The organism is Shinella sedimenti, from assembly GCF_022601905.1.
GTDB classification, from domain to species: domain Bacteria; phylum Pseudomonadota; class Alphaproteobacteria; order Rhizobiales; family Rhizobiaceae; genus Shinella; species Shinella sedimenti.
Genome location: NZ_JAKVIN010000005.1, coordinates 106,543 through 128,400 on the forward strand (window position 1 = coordinate 106,543; position 21,858 = coordinate 128,400).

21 protein-coding genes are annotated in these 21,858 nt (G+C 62.0%); 9 read left to right on the forward strand and 12 right to left on the reverse strand.

Annotated features, from left to right (window positions below):
* Positions 1 to 23: 23 nt before the first annotated feature.
* The 5 genes from MKI86_RS12830 (at position 24) to derI (ending at position 4,772) form a co-directional block, all read left to right on the forward strand.
* Positions 24 to 1,535 (forward strand): glycerol-3-phosphate dehydrogenase, encoded by a 1,512-nt coding sequence (locus tag MKI86_RS12830; protein WP_241601303.1) that lies wholly within the window; start codon positions 24 to 26, stop codon positions 1,533 to 1,535.
* 8 nt (positions 1,536 to 1,543) lie between these two features.
* Positions 1,544 to 2,479, forward strand: coding sequence for a sugar phosphate isomerase/epimerase family protein (locus MKI86_RS12835; RefSeq protein ID WP_241601575.1), 936 nt, complete (start codon positions 1,544 to 1,546; stop codon positions 2,477 to 2,479).
* A gap of 73 nt (positions 2,480 to 2,552) precedes the next feature.
* Entirely contained in the window at positions 2,553 to 3,497 is a 945-nt protein-coding gene (locus MKI86_RS12840; RefSeq protein WP_241601304.1) for a sugar-binding transcriptional regulator, read from the forward strand.
* 28 nt (positions 3,498 to 3,525) lie between these two features.
* Positions 3,526 to 4,296 (forward strand): triose-phosphate isomerase, encoded by a 771-nt coding sequence (locus MKI86_RS12845; RefSeq protein WP_241601305.1) that lies wholly within the window; start codon positions 3,526 to 3,528, stop codon positions 4,294 to 4,296.
* Positions 4,297 to 4,310: 14 nt separating this feature from the next.
* Positions 4,311 to 4,772 (forward strand): D-erythrulose-4-phosphate isomerase, encoded by a 462-nt coding sequence (gene derI, locus MKI86_RS12850; protein WP_241601306.1) that lies wholly within the window; start codon positions 4,311 to 4,313, stop codon positions 4,770 to 4,772.
* Positions 4,773 to 4,814: 42 nt separating this feature from the next.
* On the opposite strand, the gene MKI86_RS12855 is transcribed toward derI, so the two are convergent.
* Both MKI86_RS12855 and otsB read right to left on the reverse strand, forming a co-directional pair.
* Positions 4,815 to 5,261, reverse strand: coding sequence for a PPC domain-containing DNA-binding protein (locus MKI86_RS12855; protein WP_241601307.1), 447 nt, complete (start codon positions 5,259 to 5,261; stop codon positions 4,815 to 4,817).
* A gap of 54 nt (positions 5,262 to 5,315) precedes the next feature.
* Positions 5,316 to 6,128 carry a trehalose-phosphatase gene (otsB, locus tag MKI86_RS12860; RefSeq protein WP_241601308.1) on the reverse strand — a complete coding sequence of 271 codons (813 nt, stop codon included), beginning with the start codon at positions 6,126 to 6,128 and terminating at the stop codon, positions 5,316 to 5,318.
* A 106-nt stretch (positions 6,129 to 6,234) separates the two neighbouring features.
* Between otsB and MKI86_RS12865 the strand changes: the two genes are divergently transcribed.
* Positions 6,235 to 7,311 carry an ROK family protein gene (locus tag MKI86_RS12865; protein WP_241601309.1) on the forward strand — a complete coding sequence of 359 codons (1,077 nt, stop codon included), beginning with the start codon at positions 6,235 to 6,237 and terminating at the stop codon, positions 7,309 to 7,311.
* A 20-nt stretch (positions 7,312 to 7,331) separates the two neighbouring features.
* Here MKI86_RS12865 and MKI86_RS12870 read toward each other — a convergent pair whose 3' ends face one another.
* From MKI86_RS12870 to MKI86_RS12885, 4 genes are all read right to left on the reverse strand, one after another.
* A complete protein-coding gene (locus MKI86_RS12870; RefSeq protein ID WP_241601310.1) occupies positions 7,332 to 7,634 on the reverse strand; it encodes a plasmid stabilization protein in 303 nt (100 codons plus the stop codon).
* Positions 7,635 to 7,726: 92 nt separating this feature from the next.
* The gene (locus tag MKI86_RS12875; protein WP_241601311.1) at positions 7,727 to 8,476 is read right to left on the reverse strand and encodes an SDR family NAD(P)-dependent oxidoreductase; all 750 of its coding nucleotides are present in this window, start codon (positions 8,474 to 8,476) and stop codon (positions 7,727 to 7,729) included.
* 10 nt (positions 8,477 to 8,486) lie between these two features.
* Complete coding sequence (locus MKI86_RS12880; protein ID WP_241601312.1) at positions 8,487 to 9,266, reverse strand: SDR family NAD(P)-dependent oxidoreductase; 780 nt, start codon at positions 9,264 to 9,266, stop codon at positions 8,487 to 8,489.
* A 29-nt stretch (positions 9,267 to 9,295) separates the two neighbouring features.
* The gene (locus tag MKI86_RS12885; RefSeq protein ID WP_241601313.1) at positions 9,296 to 10,027 is read right to left on the reverse strand and encodes a GntR family transcriptional regulator; all 732 of its coding nucleotides are present in this window, start codon (positions 10,025 to 10,027) and stop codon (positions 9,296 to 9,298) included.
* 182 nt (positions 10,028 to 10,209) lie between these two features.
* Between MKI86_RS12885 and MKI86_RS12890 the strand changes: the two genes are divergently transcribed.
* Complete coding sequence (locus tag MKI86_RS12890; RefSeq protein WP_241601314.1) at positions 10,210 to 11,223, forward strand: SIS domain-containing protein; 1,014 nt, start codon at positions 10,210 to 10,212, stop codon at positions 11,221 to 11,223.
* An 80-nt stretch (positions 11,224 to 11,303) separates the two neighbouring features.
* Positions 11,304 to 12,116 carry a PfkB family carbohydrate kinase gene (locus MKI86_RS12895; RefSeq protein ID WP_241601315.1) on the forward strand — a complete coding sequence of 271 codons (813 nt, stop codon included), beginning with the start codon at positions 11,304 to 11,306 and terminating at the stop codon, positions 12,114 to 12,116.
* Between the two features lie 9 nt (positions 12,117 to 12,125).
* Here MKI86_RS12895 and MKI86_RS12900 read toward each other — a convergent pair whose 3' ends face one another.
* The 6 genes from MKI86_RS12900 to katG form a co-directional block, all read right to left on the reverse strand.
* The gene (locus MKI86_RS12900; RefSeq protein WP_241601316.1) at positions 12,126 to 13,097 is read right to left on the reverse strand and encodes an amino acid ABC transporter permease; all 972 of its coding nucleotides are present in this window, start codon (positions 13,095 to 13,097) and stop codon (positions 12,126 to 12,128) included.
* Between the two features lie 26 nt (positions 13,098 to 13,123).
* Entirely contained in the window at positions 13,124 to 14,404 is a 1,281-nt protein-coding gene (locus tag MKI86_RS12905) for an NAD(P)/FAD-dependent oxidoreductase (protein WP_241601317.1), read from the reverse strand.
* Positions 14,405 to 14,463: 59 nt separating this feature from the next.
* Positions 14,464 to 15,291 (reverse strand): transporter substrate-binding domain-containing protein, encoded by an 828-nt coding sequence (locus MKI86_RS12910; RefSeq protein ID WP_241601318.1) that lies wholly within the window; start codon positions 15,289 to 15,291, stop codon positions 14,464 to 14,466.
* A 447-nt stretch (positions 15,292 to 15,738) separates the two neighbouring features.
* Positions 15,739 to 16,044, reverse strand: coding sequence for a hypothetical protein (locus MKI86_RS12915; protein ID WP_241601319.1), 306 nt, complete (start codon positions 16,042 to 16,044; stop codon positions 15,739 to 15,741).
* A complete protein-coding gene (locus MKI86_RS12920) occupies positions 16,041 to 18,332 on the reverse strand; it encodes an FdhF/YdeP family oxidoreductase (protein WP_241601320.1) in 2,292 nt (763 codons plus the stop codon). Before MKI86_RS12920 ends, MKI86_RS12915 begins: the two co-directional genes overlap by 4 nt.
* A gap of 188 nt (positions 18,333 to 18,520) precedes the next feature.
* The gene (katG, locus tag MKI86_RS12925; RefSeq protein ID WP_241601321.1) at positions 18,521 to 20,704 is read right to left on the reverse strand and encodes a catalase/peroxidase HPI; all 2,184 of its coding nucleotides are present in this window, start codon (positions 20,702 to 20,704) and stop codon (positions 18,521 to 18,523) included.
* A gap of 167 nt (positions 20,705 to 20,871) precedes the next feature.
* On the opposite strand from katG, the gene MKI86_RS12930 reads away from it, so the two are divergent.
* Positions 20,872 to 21,798, forward strand: coding sequence for a hydrogen peroxide-inducible genes activator (locus MKI86_RS12930; RefSeq protein ID WP_241601322.1), 927 nt, complete (start codon positions 20,872 to 20,874; stop codon positions 21,796 to 21,798).
* The last annotated feature ends 60 nt before the right edge of the window (positions 21,799 to 21,858 follow it).

Consider the following 21,858-nt stretch of genomic DNA (forward strand, 5'->3'; position numbering starts at 1 on the left):
CGGCGGCGCCAGAGGAGACTGATATGAACGAGCCAAAGCTTATTGACCTCTTCGTCATCGGCGGGGGCATCAACGGCGCGGGCATCGCACGCGACGCTGCCGGACGCGGCCTTTCCTTGGTACTCAGCGAAAAGGACGATCTTGCCGAAGGCACATCCTCGCGCTCGGGAAAACTGGTGCATGGCGGCCTTCGCTACCTTGAATATTACGAGTTCCGCCTGGTACGCGAGGCGTTGATCGAGCGCGAAGTGCTGCTAAACGCTGCGCCGCACATCATCTGGCCGATGCGTTTCGTCCTCCCGCATAGCCCGCAGGACCGGCCGGCCTGGCTCGTACGCCTCGGCCTCTTCCTCTACGACCATCTTGGCGGCCGCAAGAAATTGCCCGGCACACGCACGCTGGACCTGAAGCGCGATCCCGAAGGTACGCCGATCCTCGACCAGTATACGCGCGGCTTTGAATATTCCGACTGCTGGGTGGATGACGCCCGCCTCGTTACGCTGAACGCCATCGGCGCCGCAGAAAAGGGCGCGGTCGTGTTGACCCGCTCGCCGACCGTATCGGCCCGCCGCGAGAACGGCGCCTGGACGGTCACGACGCAGAACAGCGTGACCGGTGAAAGCAGGACCTTCCGCGCAAAGTGCCTCGTCAACTGTGCTGGCCCCTGGGTCACGGACATTATCAACCGTGTCGCCGGCTCGAATTCCGCGCGCAATGTCCGCCTTGTGAAGGGCAGCCACATCATCGTGCCGAAGTTCTGGGCGGGCGCGAACGCCTACCTGGTCCAGAACCACGACAAGCGTGTCATCTTCATCAATCCCTATGAGGGCGACAAGGCGCTGATCGGCACCACTGACATCGCCTATGAAGGCCGCGCCGAGGATGTCGCCGCCGACGAGGCCGAAATCGATTACCTGCTGACGGCCGTGAACCGCTACTTCAAGGAGAAGCTGCGCCGGCAAGATGTGCTGCACTCCTTCTCCGGCGTGCGCCCCCTCTTCGACGATGGCAAAGGCAACCCCTCTGCTGTCACCCGCGACTATGTCTTCGATCTCGATGAAACCGGCGGCGCGCCGCTGCTCAACGTGTTTGGCGGCAAGATCACGACATTTCGCGAACTTGCCGAGCGCGGCATGCACCGCCTGAAACATATCTTCCCTAATATGGGCGCGGACTGGACCGAAAAGGCACCCCTGCCCGGCGGCGACATGCCAAATGCCGACTACGAGACCTTCGCCAACAGCCTGCGGGACACCTATCCCTGGATGCCGCGCAAGCTCGTGCAGCACTATGGGCGCCTCTATGGCACGCGCACGAAATCTGTCGTCGGCAGTGCCACGGGCATCGAAGGCCTCGGTCGGTATTTCGGCGGGCAGCTCTATGAAGCGGAAGCCCGCTATCTCGTCGAGAAGGAATGGGCGCTGACGGCGCAGGACATTCTCTATCGTCGCACCAAGCACTACCTTCACCTGACTGAAGCCGAACGGGCCGCCTTCGCGGACTGGTTCAGCACCAGCCGCCTTACAGCGGCGTGAGGATGACCATGCCGCTGACGCTCTCGCTCAACACCAATCCGCTGGTCAACCGCTTCGCCGACCCTGACGACCTTATCGACACGGTCGCAAGGGATCTCCGGCTGCGCGATCTTCAGCTGACCCATGAGTTCATCAACCCAAGCTGGAACGCCGATACGATCCGCCGCCTGACGCGCCAGATGGACCGCGCGCTCCAGCGCACGGGCGTGCGTGTCACATCCGGTATGACCGGCCCTTACGGCCGCCTCAATCATTTCGGCCACCCGGATGCGGAAGTGCGGCGCTATTACGTCGACTGGTTCAAGACCTTCGCCGACATCATCGGTGACCTTGGCGGCCAGTCCGTCGGTACGCAGTTCGCGATCTTCACCTACAAGGACTACGATGATCCGGTTCGTCGCGAGGAGCTGATCAAGATCGCCATCGACTGTTGGGCAGAGGTCGCGGATCACGCCAGGGACGCCGGCCTTTCCTATGTGTTCTGGGAACCAATGAGCATCGGACGCGAATTCGGCGAGACCATCGAAGCCTGCCTTGCCTTGCAGGATCGGCTGACGGCGGCGGACATGGCCGTTCCCATGTGGATGATGGCCGATATCGACCATGGCGACGTCACATCCGAAAACCCGGACGATTACGATCCCTATGCCTGGGCGCGCGCAGTCCCGAAAGTATCCCCCATCATCCATATCAAGCAGAGCCTGATGGACAAGGGCGGCCACAGGCCGTTCACCGCCGCATTCAATGCCAAGGGCCGTATCCAGCCGGAGCCGCTGCTGAAGGCGTTTGCAGAGGGTGGCGCGGTCGAGAACGAGATCTGCCTCGAACTCTCCTTCAAGGAACGCGAACCGAACGACCGCGAGGTCATCCCGCAGATTGCCGAAAGCATTGCCTTCTGGGCGCCCTATATCAACACCGGTGCATCCGATCTCAAAGTGGGCTGACCATTTCCGGAACGCATGTCAGGACATCTCTGACAGGGACGTTGCGGGGGGACAGCAGGACAGGACATCATCGATGACCGACAACGAAGATTCCCTCGCCGTCCGTGCCGCTTGGCTGCACTATGTCGGGGGCTTCACCCAGGCGGCCGTGGCCAAGCGGCTCGGCATTCCCTCGGGCAAGGCACACCGCCTGATTGCGCGTGCTGTGGCCGACGGTGTGGTGAAGGTCAGCATAGATGGCGACATCGCCGAATGCGTCAACCTGGAGGTCGCGCTTTCGGAGCGCTACGGCCTCGATTACTGTGAGGTCGCCCCCGATGTCGATGACGACGCGCTTGCGCTGACGGCGCTCGGGCATGCCGGCGCGGATTTTCTCCGTCGTGAAATCGAAAGCGGCACGACTGCCGTGATCGGTCTTGGCCATGGCCGTACGCTTTCGGCGGCCGTTCACCACCTGCCGCGCATCAACGCGGGTAATACGCGTTTTGTCTCGCTTCTCGGCGGGCTTACCCGCGACTACGCCACAAATCCCTATGATGTCATGCATCAGCTCGCCGCAAAGACCGGCAGGCAAGCCTATGTGATGCCTGTGCCCTTTTTCGCCAATACGGAGGACGACCGCGAGGTTCTGCTCTCCCAGCGCGGCGTCAGCGATGTGTTCAATCTCGCCCGCAGTGCCGATCTCAAGATCGTCGGTATTGGCACAGTCGACAACCAGGCGCACCTGGTCACATCGGGTATGCTACACGCCGACGAGCTGGAGGAGATCGCAACGCTTGGCGGTGCTGGCGAACTGCTCGGTCACTTCTTCGACATCAAGGGCCGCATTCTCGAGACATCCGTGACGGCGCGCACACTTGCAGCCTCGTTCACCGACGCCGGCCGGGATCGCATCGTTGCCGTTGCGGGAGGCCCAGCCAAGACCGAAGCCATCCGGGCCGTTCTGCACAGCTACAAGCTTCACGGCCTTATCACCGACGAGCGAACCGCCCGTCTTCTGCTACAAAGCTCCGCATGAGGCACACAATGACGAGGGAGAATACACTATGAGCGACGGCCGGAACTTCTGGGTCGGCACAAGCTGGAAGATGAACAAGACGCTGGCCGAGGCAAAGGTTTTCGCCGAGGGCCTGAAGGCTGCCGACAAGGATCGCCATGCCCGCATCCAGCGCTTCATCATCCCGCCCTTCACCGCGGTGCGCGAGGTCAAGGCGCTGCTTGCCGAGACCTCCGTCAAGGTCGGCGCACAGAACATGCATTGGGCCGACGAGGGCGCCTGGACCGGCGAGATTTCTCCGGTCATGCTGAAGGACTGCAATCTCGACCTCGTCGAACTCGGCCACTCCGAACGCCGCGAGCATTTCGGGGAGACGGACGAGGCTGTCGGCCTGAAGACCGAGGCCGCCGTGCGCCATGGCCTCGTGCCGCTCATCTGCATCGGTGAAACGCTCGCGGACCGGGAAAGCGGCAATGCCGACGCCGTGTTGGCGCAGCAGGTTCGCGGCGCCCTCGGAAAACTCCAGGGCGCACAGAAGGAAGCGGAAATCCTGCTCGCCTATGAGCCCGTCTGGGCGATCGGCGAAAAGGGCATTCCGGCAACCGCAGACTATGCCGACGCGCGGCATGCCGAAATCGCCAAGGTCGCGGAGGATATCCTCGGCCGCCGGATTCCTTGCCTCTACGGTGGTTCGGTCAACCCGCAGAACTGCGAGGAACTGATTGCCTGCCCCAATATCGACGGGCTTTTCATCGGCCGTTCAGCCTGGAAGGTTGAAGGCTATCTCGACATCCTGGCGCGTTGCGCCGCCACCATCTGAAAAGGAGTTGCACCATGAAACTTGCTATTGCCGGTGACAGCGCGGGCGAAGGCCTCGCCAAGGTTCTCGCCGATTACCTCAAGGACCGCCACGAGGTGCACGAAATCTCGCGCACCGAAGCCGGCGCGGATGCTTTCTACGCCACCCTCTCCGACCGCGTCGCTTCGGCGGTCATCGCGGGCGAATATGACCGCGCCATCCTCGTCTGCGGCACCGGCATCGGTGTGTGCATCGCCGCCAACAAGGTGCCCGGCATCCGCGCCGCGCTGACCCACGACACCTATTCGGCCGAGCGCGCGGCGCTGTCCAACAATGCGCAGATCATCACGATGGGTGCACGCGTCATCGGCTCGGAAGTCGCAAAGACCATCGCGGACGCCTTCCTTGCCCAGACCTTCGATGAAAACGGCCGCTCGGCCGGCAACGTCAATGCCATCAACGACGTGGACGCCAAATACAACACCGCCGGCAAGTAAACCGGTCTGGGAGGGCGGAAACGGTTGTTTCCGCCCTTTCTGTCAAGCCTGATCGATATCGATCAATGCGATGCCAAGTTCGGCATTGTGCCTTCGGCGCAGTTTCGCCGGCGTTTCACGCACCACCACCTCCAATGTCGGCCGCACATGGCCTTGCAGAAAATGTCCGCCCCTCGTGCTGCCATCGGACAGGCCCAACACGACGTGAAGATGCAGGCTCGCCTCGCCCTTCTCATCGACAGCGACATCACCCATCAGGCTCAGCACCTCCGTCTGCACCTCGACGGGTATCTTCTTGTAGTTCTTCGTCTCGAATTCGAAGAAGGCGATGGTTGCCGAGCGGAAGGCGCCGATCGCCGTGACGGACGCCGCCGTGATGCGTTCCTGCCGCGCGAACGCGGTGAGACACGCAAAAGCCTCGTCGTCTTCCTCGAGGATAAGGATGAAGGTGCGCTCACCCGCATCGTTTGCCAGCAATTTGTGCTTCATCGATTTCTCCCTTGTTCTCGGGGAAAGACGCGGAACCGGTTTGGGTTCCGGCGCTTACGACGCAGAAGCCGTTCGGTCTGCACTCGTGGACGCGATGGTTGCCAGTGCCGAGCGGATGGCAGAGGGCGAAGATGCCTTTGCAAGCGCGCAGGTTTCGGTCGACAACGAGCCAACACGGATCGACTTTCCGCCCCGGGCATTGGCCAGTGCAAACATGGATTCGTCCGTCAGATCGTCACCGATCGTGATCGGGAGGCGCCCGGCAAACACCGGTTCTTCCAGGAAGGACGCAACCGCTTCGCCCTTGTCGGCGCGCGATGGTCTGATTTCGAAAACCATCTTTCCGGGTTGCAACACCCAGTCTGGTCCCGCCTCCTCGGCAAAGGCACGCATGATCTGCTCTAGCGCTTTATCATAGGCAGGTGCCAATCTGTAATGGGCCGCGACGGCAGCCCCCTTGTCCTCGATCAGCACACCCTCCATCCACGCCGTCTGCTGTAAAAGGCGCAGCTTGATGTCCGCAAAAGCCGGTGTCTCGACGACAGCATTGACCTTGCCATCCGCGCCACGGAACTGCGCGCCATGCAACCCGGCGATTGGGAAGCGATGCGGCGCGAAGAGTCGATCGGCATAAGGAAGGCTTCGGCCCGTCACCAACGCCAATGCGCCACCGAGGCGGGCCGAAACCGCGCTGAGATCCGATCTCAGCGATAGGGGCACCTGAATGGCATCGGGGGTCGCCGCGAGGTCGATCAGCGTGCCATCGATATCGAGGAAGAGTGCCCAGCGGTCGGGCTCGTCGACGAGGCGGCGAACGAGATGGCGAATGGCCGCGTCCGACGGACGCAATTTCTCCAATTCAGTCATGGCATTGCAATTAGATCGTAAATCCGGCCCGGCAAGGGGTGCGCTGGAACAACTTTCATCGGGCGGCATTTGGGTTCTGCGTTTCGTCACGGGGCTGGGAGCTGGCATGACAAAAAAGAAAAAACCGCAGGATAGCAACGGTGGCGCGGCGCCTGTCGCGCACGGTGCAGAGGATCTGCCGGCGGTGACGGTGGCAAGTTACAATCTGGAGGTCCGTGACAAGGAGGGCTTTATTGGCGACCGCGCCAACAAGTCTGCCTTCCGCGACATACTCGACGAATGGCGCAAGCGCGCGCGAGATGGTGGGCCTGACCCAATAGGCGACATTAGCACAGGCGATCTCTCCAAGAAGGATGTCGACGCCCTTCTGGACCAGCTCGAAACGGAGAAGGCGGCCCTTGTGCTCTCAGCAATCGATGACTTTTCGCGGGAACTGGCCGGCGTCCTGACTCGCTACATGAAGGAAGAGCCCTGGAAGGGCGTGAAAAAGATCGTGGTCGGCGGTGGATTCAAGGACAGCCTGTCCGGCCTCATGGTGATTGCACGAACGGGCCTTCTACTGAAGGCGGCCGGAATGAAGGTGGATCTGCTGCCGATCGAGCATCACCCTGACAAGGCAGGCCTCATCGGCGCGGTGCATCTCATTCCCGCTTGGATGCTTCGAGGTCACGACGCCATCATCGCCGTCGATATCGGCGGCACCAACATCCGTGCCGGTATTGTCAAACTCAATCTCGATGAGAAGCCGGATTTCTCCAAGGCAAAGGTATGGAAATCGGAACTGTGGCGTCATGCGGAGGATGAGCCGCGACGCACAGCGACCATCGCCTATCTGGTCAGCATGATCGAGGACCTGATTGCCAAGGCGAAGAAGGCGAAGATCGCGCTGGCGCCTGTGATCGGCATCGGATGTCCCGGCATTATCGCGGCCGACGGCTCGATTGCCCGCGGCGGCCAGAACTTGCCCGGCGGGAATTGGGAAAGCACCCATTTCAACCTGCCGGAAGCACTGTGCAAGGCGATTCCGCAGATAGCGGACCACCCTACCTTCGTCATCATGCATAACGACGCAGTCGTTCAGGGCCTATCGGAAGTGCCGCGCATGGCCGATGTCGATCACTGGGGCGCAATCACCATCGGCACTGGCCTCGGCAACGTAAGCTTCGTTCGAAAGAAAGACTAGGCTGGTAAGACACGACCGCGTCAATGGTGCCGTTCCTTGCGGGTTTCGGCGGCTTTCTTCGCGCTGGCCGACCGCTCGGATGCGGGGCGGTCAGCCGATGCGGCACCGCCCTTTCGCCCGCCTTTCTCGGCGGAAGCATTCGTATCCGGCTTGCCTCGGCCAGATCCGGATTTGTTGCCGCCGCCGCTATCCTTGTTGACGGTTGCCCAGGCCCGGCGCTCGGCTTCATCCTCCGAAACGCCGCGCTCCTTATAGCCTTCCTCGATATGTTCAGCCTTGCGCTTCTGCTTTTCGGTATACGCGGATTTGTCTCCACGGGGCATATCGGATCTCCTCGCTCGGGCATGGATCATGCCGAAACGACATGGACCGCCTGATGTTCCAGTCCCAACGAGCGTCGATCGCACCCGGCAGATCAGGTCTTCGCCTCCTGCAGGATGTTTCCGCCGTCCACGACCAGCACGGCGCCATTGATGTAGCTGGCCTTCGGCGAGGCAAGAAAGGCAACGGCTGCGGCGACCTCGTCGGGCCGGCCTGCGCGACCGCAGGGTGTTGCCTTCGCCGCGCGGCGTTCTTCTTCTGTAGAAGCTCCCGTGTCGATCCAGCCCGGCGCGACGGCATTGATCGTGACACCACGCGGTCCGGCTTCTAGCGCGAGCGCGTGCGTCATGCCCACCATCCCGGCCTTGGCGGCGGAATAGGCGGTCTCGCCTCGATTGGCGACATAGGGCCCCGTGACCGATGCCACATTGACGACGCGGCCATAGCCGTCCGCCAGCATATCCGGCAGGTAGATGCGGGTTGCCAGGAAGGCGGTTTTCAGCGTGACGGAGATGCCGCGATCCCAATCGGCCTCCTCCAGATCCACGAACTCACGCTGCAAGGCCGGCTGCGCGAGGCTGCCCATGCCGGCATTGTTGACGAGGATGGCGGCGGAGCCTGTCAGGCGGCGCAGGTTCTCGACCGCTGCCTTCGCGGTAAGATCGCAGATATGACCTGTCGCCGAAAAGCCAGCAGCCCGAAGCTCGTCGGCCCGCTGGAGGATGCGTTCGCTGGTGGCAACGAGGTGAACGATGTGGCCTTCCTCCGCAAGGCTTTTGGCACAAGCGAAACCGATGCCGTCCTCGGCGCCCGCCCCCGTGATGATCGCGGTCTTGCGCTGCATGGGCTTCTCCTCAGTAGCCGGCCGTCACGCCAAAATCGATCGACAGCGCCGCACCCGTGATCGGGGCCGCACCCTCCTCGCACAGAAAGGCCACCATGCGCGCAATCTCGTCCGGCCGTATGAAGCGGGCGGCTGACTGCTGCGGATAGTTGGAAAGCAGCTTCGCCTTGTAGCCCTCCGGATCGCCACCGCCATAGCGCTCGGCCTGGAAGTCGATCATCGGCGTGGCGACATCGCCCGGGCAAACGGCATTGACCCGGATTTGCCGGGGCGCAAGTTCCAGCGCAAGCGCCTTGGTCAGAAGCACGAGCCCGCCTTTGGACGCGCAATAAATCGAGGCCCCGTTATTGCCGACCAGTCCGGCATCCGAGGCGATATTGACGATTGACGCACCAGCCGGAAGGTGCGGGATGGCCGCCTGGATCAGGAAGAACGCGCCCTTGAGGTTGACATCCAGAACAATGTCCCAATCGTCTTCCGTCATCGTAACCGCATCGCCCTCGCGCCAGACGCCGGCCGCATTGACCAGCACGTCCAGACGGCCATGCCAGTCGATCACTGTTTCGACGGCGGCTGCGCAGCCGGAAACCTTGCGGATATCGAGCGGTATGGCCAGCGCCTCGGCACCCTGCGACGTCAGCGCAGCGACTGCGGACGTCAGGCGCTCGGACGCAAGATCAGCGATGGCGACGGCATAGCCGGCGGCCGCGAGACGCAATGCGATCGCCACCCCCATTCCGCCGGCTCCTCCGGCCACAAGCGCTACTTTCCGATTGGTCTCGTCGGTCATGTCCACCTCTGATGTGAAAGGTCTTGGCGCTATTTGCGCGTCAGGCTGAAAGAGAAATGGCTGCCACGATGATAGTCTATGGCGTAGTTCACCGGCACGCCGGCAGCGTTGAAGCAGGTTTCTGTGATGAGAAGTGCGGGGCCGAAATCGCGCAGGCCATGCCGATCCACCACGTCTTGTGGCAGCATGACGGCCGAAACGCTGGCCGCCGACATGCGTGGCCGGTTGCCATACCGCTCGAGCAGGTCAAGGAGCGACCCACTCCACTCGATGTCATAGAGCGGACCAGGAACGATGTCGCGTGGCAGGTAGTCGACGCAGTAGAGAATGGGCGTATCGTCATGAAGGCGTAGACGCTCGATCCGGATGACCCGATCCGTCGGCGCGAGCCGCAGACTTTCCGCGACACGCTTGTCGGGCGCCTCCTCGGCAATCGAAAGCACCTTGTTGACCGGCCGGTAGCCATATTGGCGCGCCATGTCGGTAACGCTCTCGAAAACCGTGATCGGACGGTCGACCTGTACGGCCGACAGCGCGGAGACGAAACGGCCGCGGCCATGCTCCACATAGATCACGTCGTCCTGTTCAAGCAGTTTCAACGCCTCGCGCAGCGCAGGGCGGGAAATCTTGAAGCGCTGAGTCAGCTGGGCTTCGGTCGGCAGCTTGTCACCCGGCCTCAACCCCTCCTCACGGATGAGGTCGGCGATCCGGTCGCGGAGTTGGACGGCCAGCGTGCGAGAGTCGCGCAGGGGTTCCTCCACCGTAAGCCTCGTCCGATTGTTGTACTTCTCCCTTCTTGTCTGACAAATCCTGGCGGGTCAAGGCTAGCGTACACATCCGATACTCTGCCGCACCACGGCTGCGCGCTTGGAGAAGGTATTGACATACGATATCCGTGATGTCAGTTGTCTTACAACTTCATCATTCCTCGAAAAGAGCCACCATGTTGAACTTCGATGAACAGAGATTCCTCCGTATCCAGTCCGGCGCCGTCGCATTGCGGCAACGCCTGGAGACCGTTGTCGCCGGTTGCCTCGATGCGGGCGCGGAGAACATCTTTTTCCTTGGCACGGGTGGTGCGGCGATCCTGATGCAACCGGCTGCACAGCTTCTACAACGGCGCTCGCGCTTTCCCGCCTTCATCGACATGCCCGCCGAACTCGTGATTACCGGTTCTGTGCATCTCACGAACAGGTCCATCGTCGTCATGCCCTCACTGTCCGGCACCACAAAGGAAAGCGTCGCCTTGCTGGCGAAGCTCAAGGAGATCGGTGCGACGGTCCTCACGCTCGTCGGTAATGCGGCTACGCCGCTCGGAGAAGGCGGCGACCACGTCTTCGTCAATGCCGCGGCGGACGATACTTCGTCAGAATCCTTCTACCTGCAATCCCTGTTTGTCGCGCTGGCGATCCTGAAGCATCGCGGCGAGATCGCGAACCACGATGATATCGTGACTGGCCTGGATCGCATGCCAGAATTGCTGCTGGAGGTGAAGCGCGCGTACGAACCGCAGGCGGAGGCCTTTGCGAAGGTGCTCGCCGGATCGGACTATCACATTATCACCGGCGCGGGGAACGTCTGGCCGGAAGCATTCTACTACGGCATGTGCATCCTGGAAGAGATGCAGTGGATACGCACGCGTCCCGTCCACGCCTCCGATTTCTTCCACGGCACGCTGGAACTGGTGGAGAAGGATGTCAGTGTTATCCTCTTCAAGGGCGAGGACGAATTGCGGCCGCTGGCCGACCGTGTCGGCACCTTCGTGCCGCAATATACCGACAAGCTGACCGTGCTCGACACCGCTGCTTTCGCGCTGCCGGGCCTATCGTCGGAGGTTCGGGCGCTGGTATCACCTGTCGTACTGGCAACCGTTCTCGAACGTATCAGCGCGCATCTGGAAGTCATGCGCAATCATCCGCTGACCACACGGCGCTATTACAAGCGGGTCGCCTATTGAAGCCACGGCATGACGCAACCTAAAAGCCGGAAATGCAGGATCAAGACCCCGTACTTTCATGGTCTTACCCCGGAATATTCATGACGCGCCTTAAGTTCGCAGTCGTCGGCGATAACTGCATCGACCGCTTCGGCCCGCCGCTCTCTAAATCTCTCGTGGGCGGCAATGCCGTGAATGTCGCCGTACAGCTCGCGCGGCTCGGGCACGCATCGTTCTATTTCGGCGCGGTCGGTGAGGATGCAGCCGGACACAGGACAGGCGCGACACTCACGGCAAACGGCGTAGACGTCACATATCTGCGAAAACGCCCCGGCATAACGGCCTATACCGATATCGAGATCACGCCCTCAGGCGAGCGCATCTTCGTCCATGAGGATTTCGGCGCATGCACCGGCTACAGGCCCGACGACGCGGACATTGCGGTTCTCAAAACCATGGACCACGTTCATATCGGCTGGCTGGATGACGGCGGCGCCCTCAGGCAGGCGCTCACAGCGGCGAGCGTCAGCGTCTCGCAGGATATTTCCGTCAATGCGGATCCGAGCAATCTCGGCACCGCGGGTCTTTCCATCGTCTTTGCCTCGGCAGGCGACGGCCGTGGCGCGGCCGATGCCCTGTTGCATAAGCTGCTTGAGGATGGCGCGCGGCTTGCCGTCGTCACGCGCGGCAGTAACGGTTCGGTTGCCGGCGACGGACATGAACGCGTCGCGGTCTGCAGCTTGGCCGTGCCCATCGTGGATACGACAGGCGCAGGCGACAGCTTCATCGCCGGCTTCCTTGGCGCACGCATCGCCAAACGTCCGCTTTCGGAATGCCTCCTGTCCGGGCGTGACCACGCGGCACTGACCTGCACCCATGTCGGCGGGTTCCCGCAGGAACCGCAACCGCTCTGAAGCCCCCTCTCAACGCGCGTTGAAGCGTCCGAAGCGCTCTTCGATCCGAGACTGGGCGAATTCCAGGCCGATGGACAGGATCCAGTAGATCATCGACGCGGTGATCAGCATCTCGATATGACGGAACTCGGTCTGGCCCTGCGTGCGGGCGAGATACATGATTTCCCAGACACCGACGACAGACACGAGCGAGGAATCCTTCAGCATAGCGATGAACTGGTTTCCGGTGGGCGGGATGATGACCCGCATCGCCTGCGGCAGGATGACGAGCATCATCGTCTGGGCAGGGCTAAGACCGAGCGCCGTCGCACCCTCCGTCTGTCCGCGATTGATGCTCTGGATGCCTGCGCGGAAAATTTCCGTCATATAGGCCCCGTAGCAGAGCGACAGAGCAAGAATACCTGCCGGCACAGCACCGATTACGTAACCGACCTGCGGCAGGCCGAGATAGATGATGTAGATCTGCATGAGCAGCGGCAGGCCGCGAAACAGCGAGGTGTAGAAGGTCGCAAGCCCATAGATCACACCATTGCTGGATAATTTCGCGATCGCGCCGGCAAGCGCGATGATCGTCGCGATGATGATCGATATGGCCGAGATATAGAGCGTCGTGACGACGCCCTGCGAAATGAGGAAACCGATCTTCTTGGCGATGAAGGCGAAGGACAGATCAAAGGAATAGAAAAATAGCATCAGCAGCGCGAAGAGTTCGACCCAGACGGCCACGATCTGCTGACGCCTTGAGAGCTGGCGCAACGCCTTCCAATTCGCAGCGAGGATCAGAGCGATCAACACCGCCGAAATGAGCCGACCAACACCCGGATTGGCCTTGATCCATTCTGCTGACGACGGCAGCAGATGGCCCATCCAGACGGGGCTCACCCCAAGCGCATAGAGGGTGGCCACAATGAAGGCGAGGATCAGCAGGCTCCCGACCCAGCGCGCTGTTTCGGGATAGGAGAGTATCAGTCGACCGATCATGTTTCGCCCTTTCCCGTTTCAGACATTCAGGCTGAGCGCTCGCGCCACCAGTCCTGCGCCTGAAGCTTCCAGTAAGTAAGTTGCGCCACCGCAAGCCCGGCCATACCGCCGGCCCAGACGAGGCCGAAAGGCTCGTAGAGCCGGTAGCGATCACTTTCACCGAGGATCCCTTCGGCAATGACCTTGCCGCCGATCGCCGTGGTGTTGAGACCGTGACCGCCGAACGCGGTGCAATACCAGACGCCCGGGCTCATGCGCCCGATCTGGGGCATCAGATGGCGGGCGTAAGACATGAGGCCCGACCAGGCGAGTTCCGTTTTAAGGCCGGCAAGCTGCGGATAGGTGCCGACCATCTCGGCGCGCAGTTCCTTGACAAGACCCGCCGTCGAGGCCGCGTGGGTGGTGATACGACCGCCCCAGAGCAGCCGTCGTCCATCATCGATGACGCGGTAGTAATCCCCTGCCCTGCGGTTGTCGCCGATAGCGTCGCGCGTGGCGATGGCCGAGGCGATCAGCTCCGGCGCCTCTTCGCTGACCATGACGTAAGTCGCGATCGGCAGGAAGGAGCGTTTCAGCCTGCCGTTGAGCCCGCCCGTATAGCCGCCCGTCGTGAAGACAACGTGCGGCGCCCGCACCTCGCCGCCTGCGGTTTTGACCCGCTTTTGGGGCTTGGAAAGCTCCGTCGCCGTTGCCGGGGACTGTTCGAAGATCAGTCCGCCGAGGCGCTCGATTTCGCGTGCGATCCCGCGCAGGTAGTTCAGCGGATGGATGTGAAAGGCGTTCGGATTGCGTAGCGCCTGAAAATAGCGATCCGACTTCAGGACCGCCCGCACGGCGTCGCGGTCCATATAGTCGAGTTCATAGCCGTAGTCGCGGCGGCTACGCTCGGCATAGGCCTTGAGACTGGCGGGATCATCGTAGCGCAGCACGCTCATGAGACCCGGCACGGGTTTGGCATCGTCGATACCGAGCGCCCTGATGTTGTCGCGAACGAAATCCACGCCTTCGATGGACAGCAGGTGGAGCTTGTGCGCCGTATCCTTGCCCGCGATCCGGGCGATATCGTCACCGTCTGTCGCATAGCCGGCACTGACGAAGCCGCCATTGCGACCCGACGCGCCGAAGCCGACGCTTTCTGCCTCCAGCACCGTAACGCGCTTGCCGGCGCGGGCAAGCTGCAGGGCGGTCGACAGGCCGGCCAGCCCCCCGCCGATGATGACCGCGTCGCACTCCACAATGCCCGAAAGGACTGGCCGCGTCGCACCGTCCGCCATGGTTCTCTTGTAATAGGTGTCCGGATAGGACATCGGCATGCTCCCCCTGGAATTAAAGGGCGCGGGCGAAGGACGCCCGCGCCGGCCTTGCCTCAGTCGGCGCTGTAGTCCTTGCCGTACCACTTGGTGGTCAGCTGGCCCAGCGTCCCATCCTTCTTCATCTCCTCGATGATCCCGCCAACCTTTGCGGTCCATTCCGGATCGACCTTCTCCGCAATGACCACGAGCGGTTCGCGGAAAGCATATTCCCCTTCGAGTATTTTGACCGGATAACCGTTCTTGATGGCGTTCATTGCGGTCTGTTCCGGCGCGATGACGGCATCGAGGCGAACGCCGGCGCCCAGACGCAGATCATCGAACGGCAGCATGGAATCGGCAAAGGTGCGGATCTCGCCCGGTTCGAGCTTGTATTCCACCGGCGGAAGGCCCGGCGCATCGATTTCCAGGCGGCGATTGATGAAGTCTTCAGAGGTCGTCGCAGTCTCGACGCCGATGACCTTTCCGTTGAGATCAGTCACGGACTTGGCGTCGCTGTCCTTGTGCACGACATAGACATAGGGGCTGTAGTAATAGATTCCGACAAAGTCGATGACTTGCGCGCGTGCCTTGGTGGGGGTGACCGAGCCGACGCCAAGGTCATAGCGGCCCTGCCAGCGGCCACCCGTCAATGTCTGCCAGTCTGGCGTATCGAAACTCACCTCGACACCGAGGCGCTTGGCAATTTCGCGCGACACGTCGATGTCGAAGCCGACCATCTCGTTATTGTCGTCAAGGTAGCTCTGGGGCGGCCAGCCGCTGTTGGTGGCGACAACCATCGCCTTCTTTTCCATAACGCGGTCGAGCGTTTCACCGGCTTGTGCCGATACCGCAGCCGCCATGAAAGCAGCGCCAACGGCAAATCGCATGAAGAGCGTTTTCATATGGTCCTCCTATGATGGGTCAGCCTTGATCCCCATTGTTATGTAAGATGTCTGACAACGAAATCTGTCAGCGCAAAGCTTCCAGTGTCAAGGGCGAAGCGACGCAGACCTCATGAAACAATAAGATCACGTCATAGGCTTTGGTGATGGTTGATAACGGCCCCGTGTCGGGGATTGGCGATTAGACCGTAACAGCAGTTCGCTTTCAAAACGTGCTGAAAGGGGCGAAATTTTCCCGGCGCGGGCTGATTGTGGCGTCGCTCGCTCCGCAATACCGTTTTTCGAGCAGGTTTATTTGCGCAACCGTACCCGATTCGCCAGATCAGACCTTCCTTGCCGATGATCAAAACCGTAGTGGGAGTTACTCGCGTTCTCGCGAGCTTCCCCGCGTCACCGGGAGCCAAACCGTGGCGCTTGCTGCCCCGCTTCGTGCGGGGCTCTTTTTTTTCAGGGCCCGGCCGCCGCGAGAAGACACTTAGCTGCTTCGCTGAGCGAAAAATGCGTACGCATCGTGCGACCGTCCTTCTTTTCGATATGTAGCAATCCGCCGCGTTGTGCGAGACCGTTTACCGCGCGCAGCACCAACGCATGCTCAATGTCGAGCAGCCGCGCGAACGTGCGGCTGTCCCTTGCAATATTGGCGTGCGCGGCAACGAGAAGACCGGCCTCGAGCGCCGTCAGGCCGTTATCTCTCTCCTGCAACTGCCCGACTGCCGCAAGGTAAGCGTCCGCGTCAGGTGCCGCGGCCCTCACGCGGCGCGCTTGCGGAACGTGACCATGATCGACTTGGAAGTAGGCGTATCGCTCTCCTCGCCGGCGCTGGCAAGTGGAACGAGTACGTTCAGTTCCGGGTAGTATCCGGCGATGCTGCCGCGCGGAATATCATAGGGCACGAAGCGGAAATCGGTGGCGACACGCTCAATACCGTCGTCATGGTCACCGACCACATCCACGCGTTCGCCGGCTGCCGCGCCCATGGCCTTCAGGTCCTCCGGGTGAATGAAGATCACCTGACGCTCACCATAGACGCCGCGATATCGATCATCGAGGCCATAGACCGTGGTGTTGTATTGGTCGTGCGAGCGGAAGGTCTGCAGGGCATAGCGGCCGCCGCCGCGCTTGGCGCGCTGGTGCACCGTCTCCGACGGCAGCGGGCCGGCGAAAAACGTCGCCTTGCCGGCAGGCGTGCTCCACTCCCGGTGAGCCGCCGTGTTGCGCAGGTGAAAACCGCGCGGTTTGCGCAGACGCGTGTTGTAGTCCTCGAACCCCGGAATGGTCGCCTCGATGTGGTCGCGGATTCGGTCGTAATCGTCTGCGAGAGCCAGCCAATCGATGACGCCATTGCCGACGGTCGCAGCCGCGATGCCGGCGATGATCGCGACTTCCGATAGCAGGTGCGGCGAGGCCGGACGGTTGATGCCCGCCGAGCCATGCACCATGCTCATGGAGTCCTCGACGCTGATCAGTTGCGACTGGCCTGCGGCATTCAGATCCATTTCCGTGCGGCCAAGGCATGGCAGGATGTAGGATACCTCACCCGGCATCAGGTGCGAGTGGTTGGGTTTGGTGGCAATGTTCACCGTGAGCTTGAGGCCACTCAACGCCTTCTCGACAAGGGCGCTGTCGGGTGTCGCACGCGCGAAATTGCCGCCGAGGCCGATAAACGCCTGCGCCGATCCATCCAGCATGGCTCCGATGGCAGACAGCACATTGTGCCCTTCCTTTCGCGGCACCGTAAAACCGAAATGCGCCTCCAGCGCATCAAGGAAAGCCTCCGGCGGCTTCTCGTTGATGCCGACGGTACGGTCGCCCTGCACATTGGAATGGCCGCGCACCGGGCAGAGGCCGGCACCAGGCCTGCCGATATTGCCGCGCAGGAACATGAAGTTGGAAATCTCGCGGATCGTCGCGACGGAATGGATGTGCTGCGTGATACCCATCGCCCAGGTGCAGATCACCCGGTCGGCCTTCATGTAGACCTCGGCCGCCCGTTCGATCTCGGCGCGCGTCAGGCCAGACTGATCCTCGATCTCGGCCCATTCCGTCGCATCGACGGCGGCACGGTAGGCGGCAAAATCGGCGCAGTGTTCGGCAAGGAAAGCGTGGTCGAGAACAGACGGACGACCGGTGGCAACCGCCGCATCCTCGGCCGCCAGCACGACCTTCGCCATGCCGCGAACCGCGGCCATGTCGCCGCCGAGCTGCGGCTGGAAATAGTGGCTGGCGATATCCGTCGCGCCGCCCCGCAACATCTCGATTTTGTCCTGCGGATCGGAGAAGCGCTCGAGCCCGCGCTCGCGGATGGGATTGAAGACGACGATGCGCGCGCCACGCATGGCCGCACGACGTAAGTCGCCTAACATGCGGGGATGATTGGTGCCGGGGTTCTGGCCGATCACGAAAATCGCGTCCGCGGCCTCAAAATCCTCCAGCAGGACGGTCCCCTTACCAACGCCGATTGCCTGCTTGAGGGCGACGCCACTCGCCTCATGGCACATGTTCGAGCAGTCAGGGAAGTTGTTGGTACCGTAGATGCGCACGAAAAGCTGATAGAGATAGGCCGCCTCGTTGCTGGCGCGGCCGGATGTGTAGAACTCGGCGCGATCCGGGCTGTCGAGCCCCTTGAGGATACCGCCGATCTCCGCGAAAGCCTCGTCCCAGGCCACCGGCAGGTATCTGTCACTCGCTGCATCGTAGCGCATGGGATGCGTCAGACGCCCGTTTCGCTCCAGCTCGTAGTCACTCAGCTTGCGAAGTTCGGAAACGGTGTTGGCGGCGAAGAAGGCCGGCGTCGCCCTCTTCTCCGTCGATTCCCAAGCAACGGCCTTCACGCCATTCTCGCAAAACTCGAATGACGAGCCATGGGCTGGATCGCCCCAGGCACAGCCAGGGCAATCGAAGCCATCCGGCTGGTTTGCCTTCAGCAACGTGCGTGCCCCGGAGAGCGGCATACCGCTCTCCAGTAGACGTTTGCCGCAACTCTTCAGCGCTCCCCAGCCACCCGCCGCGGAGGATTTCTTACCGATAAAGGGTGTGTCCATGACCCCGATATTTGTGATCTGTCAGGAATGATCAAGGGGACGGTTCGTATGGCTTGATAGAGAACGTCTATCGAGCAGAATGGAGAGCGCCGTGCGCGGCCGGACATGGCCGGCATCGGCCCGTCCGCCTTCCAAACAAAAACGCCGCGGAGGTTGTCCGCGGCGTTTTCGATGCGACGATCGCTCGATCAGGCGAGATCGAATCGGTCGGCGTTCATGACCTTGTTCCAGACGGCGACGAAGTCGCGTACGAACTTCTCACGGGCGTCGGACGAGCCATAGACTTCAGCGAGCGCACGCAGCTGGGCGTGCGAACCGAAGATCAGGTCGACGCGCGTGCCGGTCCACTTCACCTCGTTCGTCTTGCGGTCGCGGCCTTCATAGACGCCGTTCCGGCCCGCAAGCGGCGCCCAGACCGTGCCCATGTCGAGCAGGTTGACGAAGAAGTCGTTCGTCAGGGTTTCCGGGCGGTGCGTGAATACGCCGTGCTCGGGCGTGCCTGTCTTCAGCACACGAAGGCCACCGAGCAGCACCGTCAGTTCCGGTGCGGTCAGCTTCAGGAGCTGCGCGCGGTCGATGAGGGCCTCTTCCGCCTTGAGGAACTGCTTGCGGTTCGCGTTCACATAGTTGCGGAAGCCATCGGCACGTGGTTCCAGCGCAGCGAAGGAGGCAGCATCGGTCTGTTCGGCAGACGCATCCATGCGGCCGGGCGTAAACGGCACGGTTACGTCCTGGCCGCCCTCCTTCGCCGCCTTTTCCACACCGGCGCCACCGGCAAGCACGATGAGGTCGGCAAGCGAGATCTTCTTGCCGCCCGTCTGGGCTGCATTGAAGTCCGCCTGGATGCCTTCGAGAACGCCGAGCACGCGAGCGAGCTGCTCCGGCTGGTTGACTTCCCAATCCTTCTGCGGAGCCAGGCGGATGCGTGCGCCATTAGCGCCGCCGCGCTTGTCGGAACCGCGGAAGGTCGAGGCCGAAGCCCAAGCGGTGGACACCAGTTCCTGCACCGAAAGACCCGAAGCCAGAACCTTCGCCTTGAGATCCGCGATGTCCCTTTCGTCGACCAGCGGATGATCGATCGCAGGGATGACATCCTGCCAGATCAGGTCTTCAGCCGGCACTTCCGAACCGAGATAGCGGGCCTTGGGGCCCATGTCACGGTGGGTGAGCTTGAACCAGGCGCGCGCAAAGGCATCGGCGAACTGGTCAGGGTTCTCCAGGAAGCGGCGGGAGATCTTCTCGTATTCCGGATCGAAGCGCAGCGCGAGGTCCGAGGTAAGCATGCGCGGCAGGTGCTTCTTGTTCGGATCGAACGCGTCCGGGATCGTGGCACCGGCGCCCTTGGCGACCCACTGATGCGCGCCGGCCGGGCTCTTTTCCAGTTCCCAGTCGTAGCCGAACAGGTTCCAGAAGAAATTGTTACTCCACTTGGTCGGCGTCGAGGTCCAGGTGACTTCGAGACCGCTGCCAATCGCATCCGTGCCGACACCGGAATTGAAGGTGCTCTTCCAGCCGAGGCCCTGGGCCTCCAGCTCGCCGCCTTCCGGGTCGATGCCAACGAAGGATGCGTCGCCTGCACCGTGGGTCTTGCCGAAGGTGTGGCCGCCGGCAATGAGCGCGACGGTCTCTTCGTCGTTCATGGCCATGCGGGCGAAGGTGTCACGGATATCGCGCGCCGATGCGAGTGGGTCCGGGTTACCGTTCGGACCTTCCGGGTTGACGTAGATGAGGCCCATCTGAACGGCGCCGAGTGGTTCTGCCAGTTCACGCTCGCCGCTGTAGCGCTCGTCGCCGAGCCATGTGCCTTCCGGACCCCAGTAAAGCTCTTCCGGCTCCCAGACGTCGGCACGACCGCCGGCGAAACCAAAGGTCTTGAAGCCCATGGATTCAAGCGCGACGTTGCCGGTCAGGATGAGCAGGTCGGCCCACGAGACCTTGTTGCCGTACTTCTGCTTGATCGGCCAGAGCAGGCGGCGGGCCTTGTCGAGGTTGACGTTATCGGGCCACGAGTTGAGCGGCGCAAAGCGCTGCTGCCCCATGCCTGCGCCACCGCGACCGTCGGTGATGCGGTAGGTGCCGGCAGAGTGCCAGGCCATACGGATGAAGAGGCCACCGTAGTGACCGAAGTCCGCCGGCCACCAGTCCTGCGAATCCGTCATCAGCGCGTGCAGGTCCTGCTTCAGGGCGTCCAGATCGAGCTTCTTGAATTCCTCGGCATAGTCGAAGTTTTCGCCCATCGGGTCGGACAGGTTGGAATGCGCGTGCAGCACCTGGACATCGAGCTGGTCCGGCCACCAGTCGCGGTTCGAGCGACCCTTCGTGACGGAATGCGCGACGGGACACTTGCCCGCGGTGTCGGTTTTCTGGTCCATTTTGGTCTCCTGTTCGTCATTACCCAGTGGTCGAATGAAAGCACAAAGCGACCTGGGACGCCTTGCCGGACGGCAAATAGACAGCCGCGCCTTCGTAGCCTCCTTCATAGCGGACGGATATGATAAATTTAAGTTGGATTTACTGATTATCCCGATAAGATATTCTTATGGCAAACCTGACCCTGAAACAGCTGCGATATTTCGAGGCGCTGACCCGACACGGCCGGTTTCGCCTTGCCGCCGATGCATGCGCGATTTCCCAGCCCGCTCTCTCCATGCAGATCCGGGAGCTGGAGGATCAGCTCGGCAACGAGCTTTTCGAGCGGACAGCCCGCGATGCGAAACTGACGGCCTTCGGCGAAATCTTCGCCCACCGCGTACGGGACATCCTGCGCGCCGTGGACGAACTGGGCGAGCTTGCCCGGGCCGCACGCACGCCGTTCCTCGCGCGTCTGCGGATCGGCATCATCCCGACGGTGGCGCCCTATCTGCTGCCGGTCGTCATCAATGAACTCAACCGCAGCTTCGAGGGCATTCAGATCGATGTCCGCGAAACCCAGACCGCTCGGCTCATACAGGAACTGGCGCAGGGCGAGCTGGACATGGCCATCGTCGCGCTGCCGGTTTCGGAGCCCTCGCTGACGGAGTTCAAGCTTTTCGACGAGGATTTCGTGCTCGTCCGGCGGCAGGAGGACGCGGGAAAACCGGTGCCCGAGCGGGATGCGCTGCGGGAAATGCGGCTGCTGCTACTGGAGGAAGGCCATTGCTTTCGCGAGCAGGCGCTTTCCTTCTGCCGGATCGGTTCCGCACGCCCGCGTGAAGTCATGGAAGGCAGCTCTCTTTCCACGCTGGTCCAGATGGTGGGGGCAGGCATCGGCATCACCCTGATCCCCGAAATGGCCGTTCCGGTCGAAACACGGTCGGCACAGGTTTCCATTGCCCGCTTCCCCGCTCCTTCGCCATCACGCACCATCGGCATGATCTGGCGCAACGCGACACCGCTTGCCCGCCAGCTCCGACAGATTGCCGATGTCATCCACGCCTGCACAGCGCCCATGCGCGAACGAGCAGAAGGCGGCACCGGCCGGCCTTAGGTGATCGGGCAAAAGCGCCGGATTCTCAGGAAAGACAATGGGCCGCACAGGCGGTCTGAA